At 57.4% G+C, this 18,115-nt stretch carries 18 protein-coding genes; 6 read left to right on the top strand and 12 right to left on the bottom strand.

From position 1 onward, the window contains the following. Nucleotides 1-34: 34 nt before the first annotated feature. The gene (locus ACUTSU_RS14465; RefSeq protein WP_445652017.1) at nucleotides 35-592 is read right to left on the bottom strand and encodes a fimbrial protein; all 558 of its coding nucleotides are present in this window, start codon (nucleotides 590-592) and stop codon (nucleotides 35-37) included. Between the two features lie 126 nt (nucleotides 593-718). Here ACUTSU_RS14465 and ACUTSU_RS14460 point away from each other — a divergent pair, with 126 nt between their 5' ends. The 5 genes from ACUTSU_RS14460 (at nucleotide 719) to brnQ (ending at nucleotide 4,247) form a co-directional block, all read left to right on the top strand. Further along, on the top strand, nucleotides 719-850 hold the full coding sequence (locus tag ACUTSU_RS14460; protein ID WP_445654313.1) for a hypothetical protein: 132 nt from the start codon (nucleotides 719-721) through the stop codon (nucleotides 848-850). A gap of 160 nt (nucleotides 851-1,010) precedes the next feature. Beyond that, nucleotides 1,011-1,811 carry a winged helix-turn-helix domain-containing protein gene (locus ACUTSU_RS14455; RefSeq protein WP_445654312.1) on the top strand — a complete coding sequence of 267 codons (801 nt, stop codon included), beginning with the start codon at nucleotides 1,011-1,013 and terminating at the stop codon, nucleotides 1,809-1,811. A gap of 6 nt (nucleotides 1,812-1,817) precedes the next feature. Next, entirely contained in the window at nucleotides 1,818-2,297 is a 480-nt protein-coding gene (locus ACUTSU_RS14450) for a hypothetical protein (RefSeq protein ID WP_445652019.1), read from the top strand. Nucleotides 2,298-2,524: 227 nt separating this feature from the next. After that, nucleotides 2,525-2,830 (top strand): hypothetical protein, encoded by a 306-nt coding sequence (locus tag ACUTSU_RS14445; RefSeq protein WP_445652022.1) that lies wholly within the window; start codon nucleotides 2,525-2,527, stop codon nucleotides 2,828-2,830. Nucleotides 2,831-2,927: 97 nt separating this feature from the next. Further along, nucleotides 2,928-4,247, top strand: a complete 1,320-nt coding sequence (gene brnQ, locus ACUTSU_RS14440) for a branched-chain amino acid transport system II carrier protein (RefSeq protein WP_445654311.1) — start codon at nucleotides 2,928-2,930, stop codon at nucleotides 4,245-4,247. A 97-nt stretch (nucleotides 4,248-4,344) separates the two neighbouring features. Here brnQ and tkt read toward each other — a convergent pair whose 3' ends face one another. Then, entirely contained in the window at nucleotides 4,345-6,339 is a 1,995-nt protein-coding gene (gene tkt / locus ACUTSU_RS14435) for a transketolase (RefSeq protein WP_445654310.1), read from the bottom strand. Nucleotides 6,340-6,577: 238 nt separating this feature from the next. Between tkt and ACUTSU_RS14430 the strand changes: the two genes are divergently transcribed. Further along, nucleotides 6,578-7,330 carry a M48 family metallopeptidase gene (locus ACUTSU_RS14430; RefSeq protein ID WP_445651808.1) on the top strand — a complete coding sequence of 251 codons (753 nt, stop codon included), beginning with the start codon at nucleotides 6,578-6,580 and terminating at the stop codon, nucleotides 7,328-7,330. 77 nt (nucleotides 7,331-7,407) lie between these two features. Here ACUTSU_RS14430 and ACUTSU_RS14425 read toward each other — a convergent pair whose 3' ends face one another. The 10 genes from ACUTSU_RS14425 to ACUTSU_RS14380 all read right to left on the bottom strand — a co-directional run bounded on the left by ACUTSU_RS14425 (nucleotide 7,408) and on the right by ACUTSU_RS14380 (nucleotide 18,069). Next, the gene (locus ACUTSU_RS14425; protein ID WP_445654318.1) at nucleotides 7,408-9,048 is read right to left on the bottom strand and encodes a thiamine pyrophosphate-binding protein; all 1,641 of its coding nucleotides are present in this window, start codon (nucleotides 9,046-9,048) and stop codon (nucleotides 7,408-7,410) included. A 50-nt stretch (nucleotides 9,049-9,098) separates the two neighbouring features. Next, nucleotides 9,099-10,568 (bottom strand): aldehyde dehydrogenase, encoded by a 1,470-nt coding sequence (locus ACUTSU_RS14420; protein ID WP_445651807.1) that lies wholly within the window; start codon nucleotides 10,566-10,568, stop codon nucleotides 9,099-9,101. Between the two features lie 15 nt (nucleotides 10,569-10,583). After that, entirely contained in the window at nucleotides 10,584-11,378 is a 795-nt protein-coding gene (locus tag ACUTSU_RS14415; RefSeq protein ID WP_445651806.1) for an aspartate dehydrogenase, read from the bottom strand. A gap of 17 nt (nucleotides 11,379-11,395) precedes the next feature. Further along, nucleotides 11,396-12,190 (bottom strand): SDR family oxidoreductase, encoded by a 795-nt coding sequence (locus tag ACUTSU_RS14410; protein ID WP_174354642.1) that lies wholly within the window; start codon nucleotides 12,188-12,190, stop codon nucleotides 11,396-11,398. Beyond that, nucleotides 12,187-13,005, bottom strand: coding sequence for an alpha/beta fold hydrolase (locus ACUTSU_RS14405; protein WP_445651805.1), 819 nt, complete (start codon nucleotides 13,003-13,005; stop codon nucleotides 12,187-12,189). The genes ACUTSU_RS14410 and ACUTSU_RS14405 overlap by 4 nt, the downstream gene beginning before the upstream one ends. Next, the gene (locus ACUTSU_RS14400) at nucleotides 13,005-13,529 is read right to left on the bottom strand and encodes a cupin domain-containing protein (RefSeq protein WP_085119009.1); all 525 of its coding nucleotides are present in this window, start codon (nucleotides 13,527-13,529) and stop codon (nucleotides 13,005-13,007) included. Before ACUTSU_RS14400 ends, ACUTSU_RS14405 begins: the two co-directional genes overlap by 1 nt. A gap of 30 nt (nucleotides 13,530-13,559) precedes the next feature. Continuing rightward, complete coding sequence (locus tag ACUTSU_RS14395) at nucleotides 13,560-14,822, bottom strand: MFS transporter (protein ID WP_445651804.1); 1,263 nt, start codon at nucleotides 14,820-14,822, stop codon at nucleotides 13,560-13,562. A gap of 141 nt (nucleotides 14,823-14,963) precedes the next feature. After that, a complete protein-coding gene (locus ACUTSU_RS14390) occupies nucleotides 14,964-16,175 on the bottom strand; it encodes an NAD(P)/FAD-dependent oxidoreductase (protein WP_445651803.1) in 1,212 nt (403 codons plus the stop codon). Then, nucleotides 16,172-17,113 (bottom strand): VOC family protein, encoded by a 942-nt coding sequence (locus ACUTSU_RS14385; protein ID WP_445651802.1) that lies wholly within the window; start codon nucleotides 17,111-17,113, stop codon nucleotides 16,172-16,174. Before ACUTSU_RS14385 ends, ACUTSU_RS14390 begins: the two co-directional genes overlap by 4 nt. 161 nt (nucleotides 17,114-17,274) lie before the next feature. Further along, a complete protein-coding gene (locus ACUTSU_RS14380) occupies nucleotides 17,275-18,069 on the bottom strand; it encodes an IclR family transcriptional regulator (RefSeq protein ID WP_318427363.1) in 795 nt (264 codons plus the stop codon). Nucleotides 18,070-18,115 lie beyond the last annotated feature (46 nt).

The raw sequence follows: 18,115 nt of genomic DNA, 5'->3' as shown, positions 1-18,115 counted from the left end.
TTGGCACTGGGATGTTACTCTAAGATATTAAGGCTTAGAGATAAGTCAGTGAGAAGTTAGTCAGCGCGTCGTAGGTACCGGCCTTAATATCTTCTCCATCCAACGCCACAACCTGAGCAGAGAATTGCAGGATATTATCCCCAGTGCGCAGGCTGTAGTTGTCTGAGGTCGCGCCAATTTTAACGTGCTTGTTAGCCGCATCCAGCAGGCGGATAGCCACACCTTTGGCATCACCACTTACGCCCAGGAAGCCGTTGGCAGCACCAACAGACATACCGTCAAAGCGCACGTTAACCTTGGTTTCTGCCGTAGCCGCAGGATCAAAGCTGCAGCCAATCAATTTGATTTTGAACTCTTTCGGTGCGCTGTAACCCACAGTCTTCAACTGTGCATCGGCAATTTGCCCCAGATTGATGTTCTGGTTGTCGCCATCCTGGCCAGGAGCCAAGCCGCAAGGCGCTTTGATAACAGAGCCTTTAAACATGATTTCACCGTTCCCCTGAGAACCTGGAGGAACGTCAGCGAAGGCGTAACCTGATAACATTGCAGTTGTCAGCGTGGTCAGAGCGAGTGTGCGAAGTTTCATTTTCATTGCATAAATTCCTTGAGAAGTTTTCCTATACTATTGTTGCCGCCGCTCTTGAATATCGCATTACCTTATACCTTGAGGGCATCACCTGGCGGCTGATGCACCTCTGTCGGCGACCCGCTAAATACTATGACCAAACCCTATCAACAGCAAATTAATCCAAACAAAGGCAAAATATTAGCTATTAATTCTAAAAAATTAATTTTTATAAATTTAAAAGCCAACTTAAGCAAAATAAGAGCAGAAGAACAACATTTATAACTCACTAAAAACCAAAGAAAACATCAGTTAAAAATTAATTTTTAATTCACACTTGACTCGCTATGCACACTTAACTTAGATTCCTCCTAAAATTAAAAATAAATATTATTCCGATAAGAAAAATTATCTTACAAACAGCAGTCAGGGCTTTGATTACCAAATGAAATACACCATAAACTTAATCGTTGTCTTCGATCCAGAGCATCGAACACTCGCGTTAAATAATAATAATCAAACGGCGATTGAGCTCTCAAACCCCTCTTGCCGCGTGCTTAATGAATTTATCAAAAACAGTGGGGATAACTTATCCCGTGACTCGTTACTGAAAAATGCGTGGGAGGATTATGGTTTCCCCCCTTCCAACGCCAGCTTAAACAACTGCATCAGTGACTTGAGGAAATCTTTTGTTAGCCTGGGAATAGAGAGGCCGATCATTATAACCCAACCTAGAGTAGGGTATAGAATGGAGGCAAATATTCATCCCGTTCCAAAACAGGAAGCTGATGCCAAGATAAAAAAAGCGGAACCAGTGGCGACGAAACCTGAGAAAGTGGTGGCGTTTAAACAGAAAGAAACCGTTTGCCCTCTCCCACTGGTGATGCCAGAAAAATTGATAACAAAAACCATGGTGATACCGATCCTGGCTCTGATAGCTCTCTTGGGTATCGTCGGCCAGACTTTGCTTCTCTGGCCATCGGCAACTCCGTTTAAGTTGATTGGCTACTATAAACAATGTGATATTTATTCCATCAAAAAAAACCCCGTCCCTGACTCAGAGCTCAGAGCAAAAAAGATACTGGAGTCAGAAAAACTGGATTGCGAACTGGTCAGGCAAGACATTTTTTATACTGAAGAGCACCCCGATAACGAACTATTTAAGATAGCTTTTCTGGCTGCCTGTCAAAAAGACCAGACGGAAGGCGATTATCAGCATTGCAAAGTATTTAAAATCATTGAGTAAAATAAAATGAAAAAAATAATTGGCGCAGCGTTACTCCTTACCATCATACTGGTGTGCCTTTGGTACTTCAACGTTCATTATCAGAGTAGAAAATCTTTCCGCTGCGATACTCAGCAAGTGTCACTACAGGTGAAAGCAAAAAGTAACATTGTGCTTAAGGTAAGTGTCACCATCATATTTTCCTCCTCAAAATCCGGCATTTTTTACATCATCGGCTCGATCAAAGAAAATAATACCCGCTATCTGCTGGATCGCAATACCTCCTTCACCATCATGCCATCAGAAATAAAAGGGGGTAACAATGTTCAATTCACTCATGTACAAGTCCACCCCGCCGACAGCACACCGGACTACCTCTGGAAAAAGTATGTCATGCCGGAGGTTGAACTCGTTGACATTTATACTGAATTAGTTCCTTTATTCCATAACGCCTTATTGATTCGGGGATTTAGCAATCCGTTCCTAGTCTGCATAAAGCAGGCCTAATACTGTATATTACACCCACCACTGAGCTGCTGCCATAATTTATCTTTCCCCCTAACAACTAGCCAGAAAAAATTAAACCCTCAAAATTAAATCCTAATACATTGAAATTAATTGAGTTAGCTTGGTAAATTAATAGCATTTGTATAATATATTATGCATAAAATTCATCTCCATAGGCAACTTCAGCGGGTAAGCAACGTTCTCAAATACCGTTTCAGGGAATAAGATTGAAACATCAGCCCCAGGTTGGGCTGCGCCGAGGAGATGCACAGATAGATGTGGGGTATGTGCGTCGGCCCGGCGATCTGCTGATCTTTTTCACCCGTAAACCGGTTGAAGACGGTCGCGTCTCTTTCGCGCCTGATTCTTTTCAGCCGCATATCGAAACCCCGCTGTCGATAGACATGGCGGCGCATGCGAAGTGCCGGGCCGGCCGCCATGATTCATCATGTGCGGCCGATCCACACCAGAATAAGCAGCACTGTATTAATCAAGTTTTTATCGCCGAATTATTATATCCTGCCCGGCGATAGTTTTGCGGGCGCCCTCAGCCCCGCACGCCTGCCCTCTGCAGTTCTCCATCCGCAGCCAGGTCGTTTATTTCATGAATACAGGCAGTACCATACCGTTATGACCAAGAATTTATCCCCGAAAGACATTATCGCCCTAGGTTTTATGACCTTCGCCTTATTTGTGGGGGCCGGCAATATCATTTTCCCGCCGATGGTGGGCCTGCAGTCCGGCGAACACCTGTGGCTGGCCGCGCTGGGCTTTATGATCACCGCCGTCGCCCTCCCTGTGATCGCCGTGATTGCGCTGGCGCGTGTCGGCGGCAGCATCAGCCTGTTGACCGGCCCGATCGGCCGCCGGGCTGGCCTGCTACTGGCGACTCTCTGCTATCTAGCTCTCGGGCCGCTGTTCGCCACGCCTCGCACCGCAAACGTCTCTTTCACGTTGGGCATCGCCCCTTTTACCGGTGACGGCGCCCTGCCGCAGTTAATCTACAGCCTGTTGTTCTTCGCTCTGGCTATGATTATCTCGCTGTATCCCGGACGCCTGCTCGATAACGTCGGCCATATTCTGGCACCACTGAAAATCATCGCGCTGGCCGCATTGGGCATCGCCGCGCTGATGTGGCCGGCCGGTGCACCGATCCCGGCCATTGGCCGGTACCAGGACGCCGCGTTTTCCACTGGCTTCGTTCAGGGCTATCTGACCATGGACACGCTGTCGGCACTGATGTTCGGTTCGATTATTGTTACCGCCGCACGTTCGCGTGGTGTCTACGATCGGGGGCTGCTGATGCGCTATACCCTGTGGGCCAGTCTGATTGCTGGCATCGGACTGACGCTGGTTTATATCTGCATGTTCAAACTGGGCGCGGGCAGCGGCAGCCTGGTTTCCAGAGAACAGGATGGCGCGGCGATCCTGCGCGCTTACGTGCAGTACACCTTTGGCGATCTGGGCAGCCTGTTTATGGCCCTGTTGATGTTTATCGCCTGTCTGGTCACCGCAGTAGGCATGACCTGCGCCTGTGCGGATTTCTTCTCCCGCCATGTGCCACTGTCTTACCGTACGCTGGTGGTGATTCTGGCCGTATTCGCTATGCTGGTCTCCAACCTCGGACTGGCGAATTTGATTCGCCTGTCGATCCCGGTGCTGACCGCGATTTACCCTCCCTGCATCGCGCTGGTTCTTCTCAGCTTCAGCCAAAGCCGCTGGCGCAGCGCCGAAGGCGTTTTCATGCCGGTGGTCGCCACCAGCCTGCTGTTTGGCGTGATCGACGGCATAAAAGCCTCCAGCTTCAGCAGCCTGCTGCCGGCCTGGTTTGAACAGCTGCCGCTGGCGGATCAGGGGCTGATATGGCTGCTGCCCACGCTGTTGGTGCTGCTACTGGCAGCGTTCGGCGATCGATTCCGCACCCCGCGCCGTGTCGAAACGATGTCCTGATATAAAAAAACCCGGCATCGTTACAATGCCGGGTTGATAAGTGCAATATATTTAATATTGCCTGAATGGCCGTCACCCTCTCCAGAGGGAGAGCGAACTATTTCAGCAGTGCCTGCGCCTTGGCCACCACGTTCTCCACGGTGAAACCAAACTCCTTGAACAGCTGCTCTGCCGGGGCAGATTCACCAAAGGTGGTCATACCCACGATGGCGCCGTTCAGGCCGACATACTTGTACCAGTAGTCCGCGATACCCGCTTCTACCGCCACACGGGCACTCACCGCTGCCGGCAGCACGGATTCACGGTACGCCGCATCCTGCTTGTCGAACGCGTCGGTGGACGGCATGGAGACCACGCGCACCTTACGGCCGGCCGCAGTCAGCTGGTCTGCCGCTTCCACGGTGATACCCACTTCCGAACCGGTGGCAATCAGGATCACGTCCGGTGTCCCGGCGCAGTCCTTCAGCACATAACCGCCACGGTAGACGTTGGCCAATTGCTCTGCGGTACGCGGCTGCTGGGTCAGGTTCTGACGCGAGAAAATCAGCGTGGTCGGGCCGTCGTTGCGCTCGATGCCGTACTGCCAGGCTACCGCTGATTCCACCTGGTCACACGGACGCCAGGTACTCATGTTCGGGGTCACGCGCAGGCTGGCCATCTGCTCAACCGGCTGGTGCGTCGGGCCGTCTTCGCCCAGACCGATGGAGTCATGGGTGTAAACGAACAGGTTGCGGATTTTCATCAGCGCCGCCATGCGCACCGCGTTACGGGCGTATTCCACGAACATCAGGAAGGTCGCCGAGTACGGCAGGAAGCCGCCGTGCAGCGCGATACCGTTGGTGATGGCGGTCATGCCGAACTCGCGCACGCCGTAGTGGATGTAGTTACCCGCCAGGTCTTCGTTGAGTGGCTTGGAGCCGGACCACATGGTCAGGTTGCTTGGCGCCAGGTCAGCGGAGCCGCCGAGGAATTCCGGCAGCACCTTGCCGAAGGCTTCCAGCGCGTTCTGCGAGGCCTTGCGGCTGGCGATGTTGGCCGGGTTGGCCTGCAACTGCTCGACGAAGGCTTTGGCGTCGGCTTTCCAGTTGGCCGGCAGTTCACCGTTCACACGGCGTTTGAACTCGGCAGCCAGCTCCGGGAAGGCCTTGGCGTAGGCGGCGAACTTGTCGTTCCAGGCCGCTTCTTTGGCCTTGCCGATTTCTTTGGCATCCCACTGGGCATAGATATCCTGCGGGATGTCGAAGGCGGCGTATTTCCAGCCCAGGGCTTCGCGAGTGGCGGCCACTTCGGCGGCGCCCAGCGCTGCACCGTGCACATCGTGGGTACCGGCCTTGTTCGGGGAGCCGAAACCAATCACGGTTTTGCACATCAGCAGGGACGGCTTGTCGGTGACCTTGCGGGCTTCTTCAATGGCGGCCTTGATGGCATCCGGGTTGTGGCCGTCAACGTGACGCACCACGTGCCAGCCGTAGGCTTCAAAGCGCTCGGCGGTGTTGTCGGTGAACCAGCCTTCGACGTGACCGTCGATGGAGATGCCGTTGTCATCGTAGAACGCAGTCAGTTTGCCGAGTTTGAGGGTACCGGCCAGCGAACAGACTTCGTGGGAGATACCTTCCATCATGCAGCCGTCGCCCATAAAGGCGTAGGTGTGGTGGTCGACGATGTCATGACCCGGGCGGTTGAACTGCGCGCCCAGGGTGCGTTCGGCAATGGCGAAACCGACGGCGTTGGCGATGCCCTGACCCAGTGGGCCGGTGGTGGTTTCCACGCCTGGGGTGTAGCCGTATTCCGGGTGGCCTGGGGTTTTGGAATGCAGCTGGCGGAAGTTTTCCAGCTCGCTCATCGGCAGGTCGTAGCCGGTGAGGTGCAACAGGCTGTAAATCAGCATGGAGCCATGGCCGTTGGAGAGGACGAAGCGGTCACGGTCAGCCCAGTGCGGGTTGGTCGGGTTGTGGTTCAGGTAGTCACGCCACAGGACTTCGGCGATGTCCGCCATGCCCATAGGTGCACCCGGGTGGCCGGAATTTGCTTTTTGTACGGCGTCCATGCTGAGTGCGCGGATGGCGTTGGCAAGCTCTTTACGAGAGGACATGTTTTACTCCAGGTCGGATTAAAAAATCAGTCAAGTTTTCTATTTTCTCAGACTCAGCATTAAAACGGCAATCCCTAATGCCAAATGAGAGCGAGTTCACAACTTATTAGCACAATTGGTCGGTTTTTCGGAATAACACTATTTTCCTGATTGCCAGCGTACACTAGTCTCAGGCAGCAAGATTACCCTAAATTAAAATGGCACTCCCCCCTTGTTACTATCACAGGAAGATGGCGTTATGAAAATCCGTACCTCTTTGATTGCATTAAGCATTGCCACCTTGGTAAGCGGCTGTCAAAACCTGAATACCGATACCCTGATACAGTCTGGCGCACAGGCGTTTCAGGCAGCGACGTTGAGCAATAACGACGTAAGAACCCTGAGTGATAAATCCTGCGCAGAGATGGACAGCAAGGCACAAATCGCGCCGGCTGACAGCACCTATACCAAACGTTTGAACAAAATCGCCGCGGCGCTGGGCGATAATATCAACGGCACACCGGCCAACTACAAGGTTTACGTCACCAAGGACGTGAATGCCTGGGCGATGGCCAACGGCTGTATCCGCGTTTACAGCGGCCTGATGGACATGATGACCGACAATGAAGTGGAAGGCGTGTTGGGCCATGAAATGGGCCACGTGGCGCTGGGCCATACGCGTAAAGCCATGCAGGTGGCTTACGGCACCGTGGCGTTGCGTACCGCAGCGGCCTCGACCGGTGGCATCATAGGTTCGCTGTCACAGTCGCAACTGGCGGACATGGGCGAGAAACTGGTGAATGCCCAGTTCTCGCAAAAGCAGGAAAGCGAAGCGGATGACTACTCGTTCGATCTGCTGAAGCAACGCGGTATCGATCCGAACGGCCTGGTCACCAGCTTTGAAAAACTGGCCAAAATGGAAGCCGGCCGTCAAAGCAGCATGTTCGACGACCACCCGGCCTCCGAAGCGCGTGCGCAGCACATTCGCGACCGCATCGCGGCGGGCAAATAACCCTTATTGCCTTACAGAGCAACGGCACCCCAAAGTGGGTTTCCCACTGATTAAGGTGCCGTTCAATCCGTCACGGCTCAGTACAGGGTCTTTTGCGGCGGTCCGGCGAAGGTTAGCGGCCCGATGCTGTTCATGTCCACTTCCACCACCGACGGCCCCGGATAGTTAATCGCCTCCGCCAAGACGCCACTGAACTGCGCCGCCTTGTCGACCTTCCAGGCTTTCAGCCCCATAGCTTCGGCCACCAAGGTGAACGCCGGGGTGTGCAGTTCGTTATAGTACTGACGGCCGGCAAAGTATTTATCCTGAATGCCGCGCATCACACCGTAGCCACCGTCGTTCATAATCAGCAAAGTAATATTGGCCTGCTCCTGTGCCATGGTCGCCAGCTCGCCCAAGCCTAACGCCAACCCGCCATCGCCCACCAGCCCGACCACCTTGCGCTGCGGGTTAACGATCGCGGTACCAATCGCCATCGGCAAGCCCATGCCAATCGCCCCGGCCAGCGAGTGAATGTTACACAGCGGCGAAATCGCGCGGAACAAACGGCTGCCCCAAACGCTGCCGGAGACGGTGATATCACGTACCAGCAGCCCATCCTGCGGCAGCGCGGCGGCAATGGCGTCGTTTAATTTGGCATATTCCCCCGACTGCTCACGCAGCGCGCTTTCCGCCTGCTGCACCGCACTTGCGATTTCGCTATCCCACTCGGCATTGACCTTCTCACCTGGATTCAGGCGGGCAGCCAATGCGTTAAGCAAGGCACCACAGTCGCCATTAATTTGTTCATCTGCCAAATAGTTACGGTTGGCCGCCGCCGGATCAATATCAATCTGCACCAATGGGCGTGGCAGCGGCAGCGTCCAGGTACGGGTTTCATTGCTGCGCAGGCGTGAACCGGCCACCAACGTCAGATCGCACTGCGTCAGGATAGCCTCAATGCTTGGCGAATTATGGAACGCACGCAGGCTGCGCGGATGGTTATCAGGCAGAATGCCTCGCCCGTGGGTGCTGGAGATCACCACCACACCGGCATCCGCCAGTTTGCGCACCGCCTCACCGCAGGCCAGCGCACCGCCACCCAACCATAACAACGGACGTTTGGCCTGTTTCAACCGCTGATATAGCCGTTCAACCGCGTCGTTACTGGCTGGCGGCAGCGGCGCAGGCATCACTGGCTGGCTCAGCACCGCACTGGAAACCAGGCTGCTTTGAATATCGATCGGGATCTCTACCGCCACCGGGCCGCAAGGCACCGTCTGCGCGTCGAGAATGGCCCGCTGGATCACGGCCACCGCCTGTTCCGCAGAGTTAACCCGATACGCGCGTTTGGAGCAAGCGCGCAGGAAACCCAATTGATCGCGGGTTTCATGAATGAACCCGGCGTCGGCATCCAGATAGGCTTTTTCCACCTGACCGGTAATGTGCAGCAGCGGCGTGTTGGCGTTCATCGCCTCGATCATTGCGCCGACCGCATTGCCGGCGCCCGCACCGGTACTGGTCAAGGCCACGCCCAGACCGGAGAAACGGCCGTGGGCATCGGCCATGGTTACGGCCCCGGCCTCACCACGCGCCGGCACAAAGCGAATGTTGCCGCGCTGCCCGACCGCATCGGCAATCGGCAGATTATGAATCGAAATGATGCCGTACATCGCCGACACCTCGTACTGTTCCAGAGTCCGGGCTATCGCCTCGCCAACCGTTATTTTCTCGCTCATCATCAGCCTTCTTATATGTTCGTTGTAGGGGTATGCACCGTCGCTCAAAACTAATCGCTCCAGCGATTCGCCTGATGGCTAAGCGCCAGATACAGACTTTTTTGCTGCATGTAGGCTTTGATGCCGTGCAGGCCCTTTTCGCGGCCCAGACCGCTCTCTTTAAAACCGCCGAAAGGCGTCGAAATAGAGAATGTTTTGTAGGTATTGATCCACACCGTGCCGGTTTCCAATTGCTCCGCCAGCGCCATAGCCCGTGGGAAATCACGGCTCCAGATGCCAGCCGCCAGCCCGTATACCGAATCATTGGCCTGTTCAATCAACTGCCGCTCGTCGTCGAACGGCAGCGCCACCAGCACCGGGCCAAAAATCTCTTCCTGACAGGCGCGGGCGCTATTGCTCAACCCTTCAATAATCGTCGGCAGGTAATAACTGCCACCGGCCAGTTGCGGATCGGCCGGGGCTTCACCGCCAATCACTATCCGCCCTCCTTCCTGCTGCGCCAGCGCCACGTAATCCGCCACGCTTTGGCGGTGCTTTTGGTTAATCAGCGGGCCGAGATGCACACCCGGCGTCAGTGGATTACCCACCCGCAGCCCGGCCGCCAGTTCACTCAGGCGCGCCAGCAGTGGTTGATACAACGAACGGTGCACAAACAGCCGCGAACCGGCGATGCAGGCCTGGCCGGCGGAGCTGAAAATGCCATAACAGATGCCACGCGCCGCCTGTTCCAAATCCGCATCTTCCAGCACGATGGTCGGTGACTTGCCGCCCAGTTCCAGCGAGGTCGGGATCAGCTTTTCGGCGGCAATATGCGCCAAGTGGCGACCGGTATTGGTGCCGCCGGTAAAGGAGATCTTTTTGACCAACGGGTGGCGGGCCAGCGCTTCGCCAATCACCGAGCCTTTACCCGGCAGCACGCTGAGCAGCCCGGCAGGCAGCCCTGCCTGTTCAAACAGCTCCGCCAGCTTTAGCGCCATCAGCGGTGTGGCTTCGGCCGGTTTGAGGATCACCGCGTTGCCCGCCGCCAGCGCCGGGGCCACCTTTTGCATTTCACTGGCAATCGGCGAGTTCCACGGCGTAATCGCCGCGATCACCCCCAGCGGTTGGTACTGGCTCAGCGTCATCACCTCGGCGCTGCGCTGGGTCGGCAGTTCGCCCTCCAGCACCTCGCAGGCGGCAGCAAAGTAGCGGGCCGTCGCCGCCGCACTGGCCACCAGCCCACGAGTTTCCGCCAGCGGTTTACCATTGTCGCGGGTCTGCAACTGCGCCAATTCTTCCTGCTGCGCCATAATCAGATTACTGACGCGGTACAAAATATTGGCACGCTGATGCGGCACCAGCCCACGCCACTCGGGCGTGCGCCAGGCGCGTTCCGCCGCGGCTACCGCATCATTGACGTCTTCAACACTGGCGGCACGCAACTGCGCATTGACGCTGCCATCGGCCGGAAACACTGAGGTCATCTCGTCGCCACGCCCTTCGCACCAGCGCCCAGCTACAAAAATCTTTAACTTTTCCATGCTCGCTCCTGCCGTTCAGGCAATAAAGCCACCGTCGACCAGACGGCGGCAGGCTTGTACCGCGCTCAGCGCCGCCAGGGTTGATGTTTTGGGATTGCTCGCCAGCGGGTTGCCGCTCAGTTCAATCTGAAACTCACCGAAATTGCCGCACACCTGCAGCCGGTGGGTGTTGCGCCGGGTGGCCGGATCGACCAGCAGCCGCACCCGGGTGGCGTCCATCCCCAAGCCGTTGAGCGCGATGGTCGCAGCCACGTTGGCATTGGCCGGGAACAGCCTTGCCGCCTCACGCGCCGAGCCTTCAAAGAACACCTGTGCCTCGCTCACGGCATCAAGATCAATCAATTGCTCTGCCATGCTGCCGCGCCAGCTCGCCGGGCTTTTACAGGCCTGATAGGTGACGCTGTCCAGCCCGCCTTCACGCGCCGACGCCAGTCCATCCATCCCTGCTACCGCTCCGGACAGGACGATCAACTGGCCCTGATACTGGCGGCAGGCCTGCTGTAACCGCTGTTGCAGCGCCGCATCCGCCAGAGCACCGGTGGAGATCACCGCCAATGGCCAGCCACGCGTCACCACGGCTTCACCAAATTCCGCCACCGCCTGCTGGCTGGCACACTCCAGCACCAGGTCCGGTTGCTCCGTACACTGATCCGGATGGGTTAGCGCCTGCACCTGCCCCCCAAAAGTACTGTCGATTGCCGCATGATGAGCCGCACGCGCCAGGATCCAGCCCACGCTCACCCCTTCCGGCAGGCGGGAAAGCACTTCTCTGGCCATTGCGCCGTAGCCAATCATCATGATCTTCTTCATCTGTTCGGCCTCTGCGGTTATAGATGGCGGTTAAAACCACCGGAGACGTCGAGCGCCGCCCCGGTAGTAAAGGATGCCAGGGGGGAAGCCAGGAACAACAGCGCCCGCGCCGGCTCCTGTGGCTTACCGAGGCGTTTCATTGGGATGCCGCGACGTTCGGCAATCGCCGCCGTCCACTGCTCCCAGCTTTGATCTTTATCGCTGCGCTCGTCGAAACGGCGTCGCCACTGGCCGGATTCCACCATGCCCAGCAGGATCGAGTTGACGCGAATGCCCTTGTCCACCAGCTCTTTCGACAGCGTCAGCGTCATGTTGAGCAGTGCGGCGCGCGCCGCCGAGGTGGCGATCATGTGCTCTTCCGGCTGCAAAGCCAGCAGTGAGTTCACGCAGGTAATTGAAGCGATATCCGAACGCTCCAGCGCTGGTAAAAAAGCCTGCACCGGGTTGATCACGCCGAACAGTTTTAGCTCCGCCTCATGCAGCCAGGCCGCACGCGGGGTGTGCTCAAAATGCGCCACAAATCCCTGACCGGCGTTGTTGATCAACAGATCCACCCCGCCGAAGTGCGCCGTGACCTGAGCGGCAAACTGCGTTACCTGCGCCTCGTCCAGCACGTCGCAGCACAACGCCAGGATCTGCGCCTGTGGAAACTCATTACGCAGGCTGGCTTCGGCACCGGCCAGTTTGTCCGGGTTGCGACCGCAAAAGGCCACTTTCGCCCCTTCCGCCAACAGCAGGCGCAGGGTCTCAAAACCGATGCCCGACGAACCGCCGGTGACCACTGCGACCCGTTGCTCAAGCTGAAAATTCATGGTTGGATTGCTCCCGTAAAGTCCTGCAGAAAACGGTTAAATTGCTCCGGTGCATCGAGATAGCTGGCGTGCCCTGCGCCCTCAATCAGCCGCAGAGGCCCGTCCTGCTGTTGCGCCAGTATTGCCGCCGCTTCCGGCGGTGTGATCCGGTCGCAGTCGCCACACCACACCTGTAGCGGGCCACGATAGCGCGCCAGATGGCGGCCGATATCGTCGTTGGCCAGCATCCAGGCGGCACTGAGAAAACCTTCCGGATCCAGCTGCTGCATGCCATTGCGTACCCAGGCGATATCCTGCGGATCCGCGCCATCACGCAGCAACGCAGCCGCCCGCTGTTCGCCGTAGCCCTGCGGCCCCAGCTTTTCAATCATCTGTTTGCGCTGGCCGTAAACCTGCTGACGTTTTTCTTCCGGCGAAGTGGCATAACCCTGAGCCGGATCCGCCAGCACCAGCCCGCATAGCCCGTCGGGATGTTCAGCAGCATAGGCGCTGCCGATCAACGCACCGAGCGAATGGCCGACAATTAGCGGTTGCTCCAGCCCAAGTTCTGCCACCAGCGCCGCCAGCGCAGCTGCGTAAGCGGTGGCGGCCGGCGGGTTCACCATCAGCGGCAGACTGCCACCGTAGCCCGGAGCATCCCAGGCCAGCAGGCGGTGACCGTCGATCAGGTCAGGATCGTTAAACTGCTTGACCCACGAGGCCGAACCGGAGCTGATGCCGTGCAGCAACACCACCGGGCGGCCGTGCCCCGCTTCGCGCCAGCTCAGGGTGAAATCCCCGCAGCGCGCCTGCTGACGTTGCACCAGGCCGTTCATCAGTTGCGTTTCACTTTGGATAAAGGGTGATCTGCCGGGTAGGTCGGCGTTTCCGGTTTGGCGGTACCGAGCATCACGCACATCAACGCCTCTTCCTCACCGTGGTTGAACAACCCACGATAAACACCGGCCGGAACCGAGATCAGATCGCGCTCTTTCAGCTTGGTTTCGTAGTACTCCGTGCCATCCTGGATCATCAGCGTGATGCTGCCCTTGAGCATAAAGAACACCTCTTCCACATCGTCATGCAGATGCAGCGGGCCTTCGCATTTCGACGGCAGCACCATGGTGGAAAAGGTAAAGTTGCCCGCTGGAATGGTATTGGTGTCGTTCACCACCCCGGTGGCACCGGTGCCGATATAACGCATCTGCGCACGGCGGTATTTCGGGTCGTAGTCCGCCTGGAATTTCAACGCATTCCAGTCATATTTACGGCCTTCAAAGCGGGCGATACGTGATTCCACCCAATTCTCTATCGACTGATCCTGCGGCTTGACGGCAGCTTGTTTCTCAACCTGAGACATGTTGGTACTCCTCTGTGAATCAATGGGATATCAATATTTCTTCAGCAACGGCAGCAGAATGATGCAGCCGGTAAAGGCCATCACCACCAGGAACAGCAAGCCGTTATCCATGTTGCCGGTGGCGGCGATCAGCGCCCCCATCAGCACCGGTGCCAGCGCACCGGCAAAATTGCCCAATCCGTTAAAAATACCGCCGGCTGTGGCGCTAACCTTGCTGCTGGTGGCCTTCGCCAGCAGGGCAAAGATGTTCGGCGCACCGGCTCCCCACATAAAGGTGCTGAAAGCCATGGCGGCGATCACGCTGTAGGTCCCCTGCATATGCAGCACCGCGGCCAAGCCCAGCCCGGCACCGCACAGCGAGATAAAGCAGGCCAGCGCACGACGATCCAGTTTGTCCGACAGCCAGGCTCCGAGCACTTCGCCGAGCAGCATGGCGATAAACGGCAGCGATGACAGGTACCCGGCGTGTTCCAGGTGAATGCCTTTGCCCTTGATCAGGTAGCTGGGCAGCCAGCCGTTCATGCCCCACAAGTAGGTCAGGAAAGCGATATTGAACAGGCAGATCATCCAGAAATGCGGGTTACGCAGCAGTTCGCGGCGATGCTGTTTGCGTTCGGTGACCGCCGGGGGGGATACGGTAGCGGCAGCCGGGCGCGACACGTTCAGATGACGCATGCCGAACAGCACCAACAACATCACCGGCAACGTCAGGAAAGCCATAAAGAAGAAGGTGGCCTGCCAGTCAAAGGTGTTGAGGATATACAGCGTGACCGGGAAGCCGAGCGCCGCCCCCAGCGGGGTGCCGAGTAGCCACAGCATGGTGGCACGCGCCTGCAGCCGCTGCGGAAAGGCCTGGCGAATAATGGCGTAGGCCATCGGCAGCAGTGGGCCTTCGGCAATGCCGAGTAAAATGCGCAGCGTCATCATGGTGTGATACGAACGGGCCAGGCCCATCAGCACCATCAATACGCCCCACACCACCATCATGCCGATCAGCACTTTTACCGGGTTCAGCCGGTCACCAATGCCGCTGAGCAGCATCGAAGAAATACCGTACGAGAACAAAAATGCACTCATCAGCAAGCCCAGTCGCGCCGGGTCAAAACTGATGCCCAGCGCCTGCTGGAATTCGCTATCGGAAAACAGGGCCGCGATGCTGATCTTGTCGAAAAAGGCCAACAGTACGCAGGCAAACAGCGCTATCGGCACCGACCAGCGCACCCGCTGCTGCGGATTTTCGGCAACGGCTTCCCCCACCCGTCCAGCGCGGGCGTCAATTTCTTGCGTAGTCATGAAACGCTCCCGATTCCCCCTTCGTGTTTCACGCTACAGCGTTGTTGGCTATGGGCATTCACCCCAGTCACTTACTTGAGTAAGCTCCCGGAATTCATGCCCTTGCCGCCTAGCCGTAACATGAAACTCATTGGGGAGTTATTATTTCAACGCCATCAAAGAAAACTCTGCGTCCGCCAACTGCTGCGGCTCCAACACGCGCCCACTGGCCAGCCAGCGCTTGCCCAGCTTGATGGTGCGTGCATCGTTAAACGCCACCATCTGCACCAACTGCCGGTCGGCATTCAGTGTGAAGAACACCTGTGACTGCGGCGTGCGCCGCACTACGTGATGCACGCCGCCGGTCGGTATGCCGAGGATCTGAATATTGGCGTCGTATTGATCCGACCAAAGCCAGGCCACGTCATCGTAAGGTGAGGCGAAGGCATCCAGCATCGCGCAGGCGGTGCTGATCGCCTGATTCTGCGCATAGGCCCAGGATTGCAGGCACAGCCCCAGAGTCGGGTGGCGCGCTACGTCGCCGGCGGCGAAGATCGCCGGGTGGCTGGTGCGCCCCTGGCCATCAACCACGATACCGGCGTCAACCTTCAGCCCGGCGCTATGCGCCAGTTCCAGATTCAACTCCACGCCGATCCCCACCACCACCAGATCAAATTCCTGAGGCTCGCTGCTGTCGCTGCCGATCCAGGCGCTGCCGTAACGATCTTCCAGTTGGATGTCACCGCAGCCGCAATGCACCGTTACGCCCTGCTGCTGATGCAGTTCGAGCAACGCCTGGGAAACGTCCGCACCGACGCTGCGCATACACAATGCAGGCTGGCGCTCAAACACCGTTACCTCAGCCCCGAGGCGCCGTGCCGAAGCAGCGATCTCCAGGCCGATCCAACCGCCGCCGACGATGGCCAAATTACGACAACCCTGTAACGCCTGGCGCAGTCGGCTTGCATCGTCCCAGGAGCGCAGCGTCATAACGCGCGGATGACTGGCCCAACGGGCGTCCGGCAGACGCGGTCGCCCACCAGTGGCGATCAGCAGTTGCTCAAATTGCAGCTGTCGGCCGTCGCTGAGAGTGACCATTTGTTTTTGTGCATCAATAGTTTCGGCACGCAGTGGGCGGCACCAGTTGATATTCAACCCGGCCACCACCTGCTCACTGAACAGTCGGCTGAGCGGCGCATTGCCGTCCAGTAACGCCGCCTTGGAAAGTGGCGGACGTTCATAAAAGTCATAGGGCTCGTCGCTAACCACCGTCAGCTTGCCGGTGTAGCCGCGGTCACGCAGCGTTTTCGCTGCCCAGCCCCCGGCCTGGCCGCCGCCGATGATCAGGATGCCCGCCGCTTCTGGCTGGCTCATAACGCCTCCGGCTTTTTATGCTGGCGACGTGTATCGTGGTCAATACCGCCTTCCACGGCCCACTCGGTGAACGACACCAGTGAGTGCTCCAGCTCGCGTGGCTGCCAGTTTTCGGTCAGGTAATCGTCGTTGGTGTAGTACTCAAACGCCCCGCCGGTCGGGCTGTTGACGTACCAGAAATAGGCCGAGGAAATCGGGTGGCGGCCAGGGCCGATAAAGGTACTCCAGTTCTCTTTGTTCATGGCGATCCCGCCGCCGATCACCTCGTGGATGTCGCGTACGGTAAAGGCCACGTGATTCAGGCCGCGCGGACGATTAGGCAGTTTCAGCAAGAACAGGTTGTGGTGGCCACCGCGCACCTGAGTACGCAGGAATACCGCACGGTCGATATAGCGGTCCGATACCTGGAACCCCAGCACTTCACGGTAGAAGCGCTCGGTCGCGGCCAGATCCTCGACGAAAAACACCACGTGACCGATATTGATTGGCTGCGCCTGGGCATACACCGGGCTTGGCTGATCGATACGACGCACGTCGCCCCACTGGTTGATCGGCGATACCGGTAAATCAACTTCCCGCTGCTGACTAACGCTAAAACGCACCGTCATACCGTTCGGATCAAGGCACTCAAGTTCTTCCCCGACCTGGCGGAAACCCGGCATCTGCGCCAGCAATGGCTGCAACGCCGCCAATTCGGCTGGGCTGCCAACGCCCCAGGTCATGCGACGCAGGGTCGAACCGCCCTCAAAGGCCGCTGGTAATGCTTCGCTCTGCAACGGATGCAGCACCACGCGCGCCCCGCTCAGGGTAGTGAATTCCCGCGGGGTTTCGCCCCAATGCTGTTGTGCCGTCTGCAGGCCGAAGTCCTGCATGAATTTTTCGCAGGTTGGCAGATCTTCGACGCCAAATTCCAGTTTTTCGATTCCGATTACGCTCATTAATTGTGCCTCACGTTCTCGCTGAATGCGTTTTTCAGGCATGATCGAACCCCGACCCATGATTGCCATGAGTCTTATCCCTGCCTGGGTCATTGGTAGGGGACGGCTCTATTCGTCCCGATTAATGCGGACGCAGCTTGCGGCGCCCCTTTGAAAATCAGTTAACCGACGTTAGCCTGTGGCGGTGCGCCCAGGAAGCCGGAGATTTTCACCGCGGCGTCCCGCACCTCCATGCGTAACCGCTCGCGATCCGCTTTTGGGATCTCATCGGACGGCACCATAATGCTGATCACGGCCTCCACCCGCTGCTCGCGGTTGAAGATCGGGTAGACGATGGAAGAGATGCCGTGGCGGAAAAACGACTCGCCGATCACATAGCCGCGCGCCTTGTCCTGCTGCACCATCTGCCACAGCGTTTCGCGATCCGCCGGGGTGCCTGGGCCATTCCCCGGCAGTTGTTCCTGCGGATACAGCAGTTCGAACTCTTCGCGGGTGGCGCTGGTCAGCAACATACGGCCCAGCGAAGTTTGGTGTACCGGCAGACGGGTGCCGACGCTGACCTGGTTGATTTGCGAACCGGCGGCGCTGACACGGGCGATGTAGATCACATCGCGTCCATCACGAATCGCCAGATGACTGCTGCACTGACTGCGATCGCGCAGCTGTTCTATTACCGGCTGACCGGCCTGCGCCACATCCAGCGAGGCAATATATTCAAAGCCCAGGCGCAACACCTTGATGCCCAGAGAAAAAGTGTTGGTGCGTGGATTGCGCTCCAGAAAACCCAGATGCTCCAGCGTTTGCACCACGCGATAGGCGGTAGCTTTTGGCATATCGACCAGGCGATGTAATTGGGCAAAGGTCATTTCCTTGTGCTGCTCGCCAAACGCCAGCAACAGTTGCAATCCGCGATCCAGTCCTGGGATCAGATATTTACACCCTTGGTCGTCTGCCATGTCCGTTTCCTTATAGGGTCATGCCTTAAATAATTGGAGCTGTATC

The organism is Serratia sp. NA_13, from assembly GCF_052691735.1.
The sequence above is the reverse complement of the archived record's forward strand: the minus strand, read 5'-3'. Positions and strand labels throughout refer to the sequence as shown.